Source organism: Mesonia sediminis (genome assembly GCF_042684705.1).
In the GTDB taxonomy this organism is placed as follows: domain Bacteria; phylum Bacteroidota; class Bacteroidia; order Flavobacteriales; family Flavobacteriaceae; genus Mesonia; species Mesonia sediminis.
On the sequence record NZ_JBHULZ010000019.1, the window covers coordinates 1 to 5,076 of the forward strand.

Here is a 5,076-nt window from a genome sequence, read left to right on the forward strand (position 1 = left end):
AATCATTTTCAAAAAATATTGACTCCTCGATAAATTTCATAAAAATCAGAAAAATATTATTTTTAAGAGCATTAATTGGTAGTTTTGAGACTGACTGCCGTTGGCAAACATATGAAAAAACCGAAACACAATCCAATTGACTTACTTGTTGAAAGATTGTCGGAGAATTTTGCCAAAGTAAAAGACTTTGATAAACTACAAGAATCGGAAGAAGGAAAAAGGCTCTTTGACTTGATAATTAAGTCAACATCTGAAATGGAAAATTTTCAAGCACTTTTCCTAAATTATTATATTCCTTCAGCGAATAAATCAATTGTGGACAGTTGGAATCAAGTTTCAAATTCCAAATACAAACATTTGCTGAATATTTCAAAAGACGAATTAAAGGAGAATCTTTACGAAACTATTCGACTTGGTTACGTTGGACTTTTTCACAAATATGAGTCATATCTAAAATCGTTGGTCGATGCGACAAACTTTCTTTTAAAAGAACTTAATGAAGAAAACAACTTATTGAGTATCGAAGATTATTGCAAGAAAGAATTTAAAATAAACATTTTCAAATCGCACGACCATTTCGATATAACAAAAAGAATAAATTATATATCTAATGCTGTGAAACATAACGACGGATTTCATCGTGAAGAAATTCATCCAGATTTTTTAAATCCAGATATAAATAAAAGAATTGTAGTTGATAAAGAAACCTTTAAATCTGATATTGACAGACTAAAATCTCATTGCCAATTATTAATGTCTCAAATAATTACAATCGGGTTTAAACAATATTTTGAACTTGATTATGAAACTATTAAAATGAGTTTAAAACCTGAATTGAAGGAAAGTGTTGAAACAAAACGAAAATTAGAGGTAATAATTAAAAACTTTGATTTTGTTTTATCGGACTTTAAAAAATAAAATACGTTTGCCAACAACGTGTATAGCTCATTGCGGCTGAATTCCTAATCGGAATTCATTGCAATTTGCTATCTTTCGGTTACGGCGGAAAATCATAGCTGATTTTCCGCAACGAGCCATACACAAAACCGTTAGCAATAATTATGAAGAAAAATTTCGCTTTCATTTTAGTCTTTTCTTTTTCGAGTATTTTATTCGGACAAAAAATAACATACAATGATTTAAATTCAACATCTGAAAATTTCAAAGAAAACTTACTAAATAGTGGAAACTATTTTACAGGAGAAAATACAGAATTGCCATACTTTCAAGGGAAAGAAGACAGTAAATATATAAAGTTTTACAAGTCTACTGGAGAGATTGCAACAATCGATTTTAAAACTGATAATGAATATTTATCGATTATTTATGAAATCCAGAATAATGCAAACTTTCGATTTAAATTCTGTACGGATTATGATGAAAACATAGTTTATAATTATGAAACTTTATCTGGAAATAAAATCAGGTTTGATTATGGAGAATTGCGTATTTCCGTTGAATATCCTTCTAAATTAAATAATTTTCTTGATAACAATTCCGACTTTGGTTCAGTCTTTATTTGTGAAAGTGATAACTCTTATGCCTATCATACAAATTTAAAATGTGATGGACTTGCTAATTGTGAGGCGAAAATTTCAAAAACAAACATTCGGTCTGCGAAAAAAAGCAATTATAAAATTTGCAAAATATGTACCGATGACAGCTATTCAAAAGGTCGAATCTCTGAAACTTATAAAAACCTTTATCCAAGCAATGAGGACAATATGCAAACTAAAAGTGAGCCACAGTTAAAAGAAGAAGAGGAAAAAAACTTCTATGACGTAATGGGTTATCCTAAAGTTGCATTTAACAAAAATATCCGGGCTTATACCGTTTCTATCAGAAACAAGAAAAACGGTATCGAAGGAAAAGATAAAATGATAGAGCCAAATATTAACAATCCTCATTACATAACAATAAAATCAACAAAGGATAAAGGAGGTCGATTAATAATAAAAAATCAAAATTATGAGGATATAATAATTGACTTTACGAAAGTTTATCAAGGAGAATATAAAGACGGAGGAACACCATATCTTTTTGTGACTGAAAATGAAAATTATAGCATCTATTACGTCGATAACAACAATTTTAATGATTTTCTTTTTATAAGCTTGAACCAAGATAAAGATAATGGAATTTCTATTGACTATACTATTTCAGACCTATAATTAATTAGTTATCAACAGAATATCGTGAATAATAACTATTGCTAACACCGTATATAAGCTATGGCTTGGTCAGTCCTCACTTGGAAAATCCTGCGGATTTTCCAAAGCCAGTTTTTATATGGAGAGGTTCGTGCTAAAACACGCCACAGCTCATATACAAACACGTTGTGCGTCATTTACGGTGAACGTTAAATAAACGAAGAACATCATTCACTCATTGGAGTTTTTATGAAAAACGGAATTGAAATATTTTTGAGAATAAAACGAATAAAATGAGAATATTTCTACTTCTATTAATCCTGACTTTGACTTTCGGTTGCGCAACTCGGAATATAAAATATGACCGAAATAAAATTTTAGAAAAATATTCAGCCGACTATAAATTGTTTGTCGATAACGAAAAAATGAATTTAGAAACTCTCTTTCTTAACAAAGACAATATTGAAAATGTTCAAATTAATAAACGAACTCAAGAATTGAAAATCACTCAACTCAAACCGACCGAATTGTTTGCGATTAAAAACTTCAGATTGGACAGCTTATTTCCAGATAGAAAAATAGAAGCTAAAAGAAAAATTGATTTAATAATTATTGACGGAATTCCAATGACTGACAGTTTGAAAGAAAAAACTAAAATTGACTTGAACGCAATAAATTCAATCTCAATAATAACACAAGAAAAAATGAACAATTCAACTTTTGGCAGAAGATACGATGGTGATTTATTATTAATAACGACAAAATAAAAAAACGAACGCACAACACCGGCTATAGTTCATTGCTTCTGACTTTCCTCGCGGAAAGTCCTCGCAAATTTGCTATCTTCGGTTTACGGCGGAAAATCCTCGCGGATTTTCACGCAACGAAACCATAGCCAAACACGTTAGCCACAAGTTAAAACGAACGACAACCAATGAATAATAAAGCATTTTTTAAAGTTGACACCAAATTAGCTGAACTTTTAGGAGAAACTTACAGGTCAACCGAATACGCATTAAAAGAATTGGTAGATAATGCATATGATGCAGATTCTGAAAGACTTGAAATAACCTTTCCAAAAGAGCTAACACCTAATCCTGAAATTATCATATCCGATAATGGTTCAGGAATGAAAGAAAATGAAGTTAGAACTGAGTACTTAAACGTAGCAAATAGCCGAATTGTAAGAAAAGGAAATTTATCTATAAAGAAAAAAAGGAAAGTTAAAGGTCGTAAAGGAATTGGGAAATTTTCAGGATTAATGGTCGCTTCTAAAATGAAACTAGAAACCATTTCAAACGGTGTAAAAACTTCATTAATAATAGACAGAGATGAATTAGCCAAAGAAGGATTTGACCTTGAGAAAATACCTTTAGATATTTCAACAGAAAAAGTAGATGAGAAAATTTCAGGCACAAAAATAACTTTGTCTGGATTAAATCAGAATTTTGATTTCCCAAATCCAGAAAGAATGAAACAAATTCTTGTTTGGGATTATGGGAGAGAGAATGATTTTGAGGTATCAATTAATGGTGAAAAAATTGGCGTTTTAGATTTACAAGGCAAATCATATACAGAAGAATTAATTATTGATGGAAAGAAAGCTACTTTAAACTATACAATAACACCAAAACCAATAAAATCAAGTGGTATAGTTACAAAAGTTGGAAATAAGTTAGTCGGGAAACCAAAAAACTTTTTAGCTGATGATGATATTATTCCTAAAAAACTTCAAAATAGGATTTACGGAGAGATAATCTGTGATGACTTAGAAGATGATGTTACAGCTGATTGGGGAGCAATAATTGAAAACAGTAAATTAAACAAAGTAATTTCAGAAAGAACGACTGAAAAACTAAAAAAGTCAGTTGATGATGTTTTCAAAACTGATATGAAAATGGCTCGTGCCAGATATCAAAGAAAAATCAACAAAGAACTTGAAAAATTACCCGAATATAAAAAACCATTTGCTCGTAAAGCTTTACACAAAACTTTAGAAAAATTTTACGGAGAAAGTGAATCCAAGATTAATACTGTTATTTCTGTAATGGTTGCAGCAATGGAAAAAGACCACTATTGGGATATAATTTCAAACATTCAAAAAACAGGTAATTCTGACATTGAAAAATTTGCAAGTGCATTAAATGACTTTGGTCTTTTAGAAATGAGTATTGTTACAAGTCAAGCATTAAATCGATTAAGATATCTAGATGAATTACTTATTTTAATAGAAGATAATAAAACCCTGGAGAAAGATATTCACAAGGCATTAGAACTTAACACTTGGATTTTAGGAGATGATTATAATGTTTTAATATCAGACACAAGTCTTGAAACCGCAATAAATAAAGTCTTAGACAAAAAATACAGTGGGGAAAAGGCTCAAAATAGACCTGATTTACTTCTTGGAAGAACTCTAAACAGGGAATTAGTTTTAATTGAGTTTAAAAGGCCAAATTTCACATTAAATAGAGATACAGAACGTCAAGCTTTAGAATATAGAGATGAATTAAACACATATTTTCATAACCAACATATAAAAATTATTTTGTTAGGTGGTCGTGTAAAACAAAATATTAGCTCACATAATGAGAGAGATGATGTTCATTTTAGAACATTTTTGGATATTATAAGTGTGGCTCGAAATAAATTGGAATGGTTAATTGATGAACTGAAAAGAAAATAACCAGTGGCTAACAACGTATATAATCCATTGCTAGTGAGAGCCTACTTACGAAAATCCTCGCGGATTTTCTATTCGGTTTTTATTTGCTAAATTACGTGCTAAACCACGCAACGTATCATATACAAAACCGTCAGAATGTCTCAAAACCATGCCATCATTGCAGTCTTTTTTTAAGGATATATTTTTAATTTTTTTTATCTTTAAAAATGGAATATCAACAAGGAGAAGACCGGGAGCAAT

At 30.2% G+C, this 5,076-nt stretch carries 5 protein-coding genes; 4 read left to right on the plus strand and 1 reads right to left on the minus strand.

Annotated features, from left to right (window positions below):
* Positions 1-111: 111 nt before the first annotated feature.
* From ACFSQ0_RS03195 to ACFSQ0_RS03210, 4 genes are all read left to right on the plus strand, one after another.
* Complete coding sequence (locus ACFSQ0_RS03195; protein ID WP_379044020.1) at positions 112-918, plus strand: hypothetical protein; 807 nt, start codon at positions 112-114, stop codon at positions 916-918.
* Positions 919-1,061: 143 nt separating this feature from the next.
* Positions 1,062-2,171: a hypothetical protein gene (locus tag ACFSQ0_RS03200; protein ID WP_379044023.1), complete on the plus strand. Its 1,110-nt coding sequence runs from the start codon at positions 1,062-1,064 to the stop codon at positions 2,169-2,171.
* Positions 2,172-2,443: 272 nt separating this feature from the next.
* A complete protein-coding gene (locus ACFSQ0_RS03205; RefSeq protein WP_379044026.1) occupies positions 2,444-2,917 on the plus strand; it encodes a hypothetical protein in 474 nt (157 codons plus the stop codon).
* 167 nt (positions 2,918-3,084) lie between these two features.
* Positions 3,085-4,836 (plus strand): Shedu anti-phage system protein SduA domain-containing protein, encoded by a 1,752-nt coding sequence (locus ACFSQ0_RS03210; RefSeq protein WP_379044029.1) that lies wholly within the window; start codon positions 3,085-3,087, stop codon positions 4,834-4,836.
* Positions 4,837-4,881: 45 nt separating this feature from the next.
* On the opposite strand, the gene ACFSQ0_RS03215 is transcribed toward ACFSQ0_RS03210, so the two are convergent.
* On the minus strand, positions 4,882-5,076 hold a 195-nt coding region (locus tag ACFSQ0_RS03215), incomplete at its 5' end, for a hypothetical protein (protein WP_379044032.1).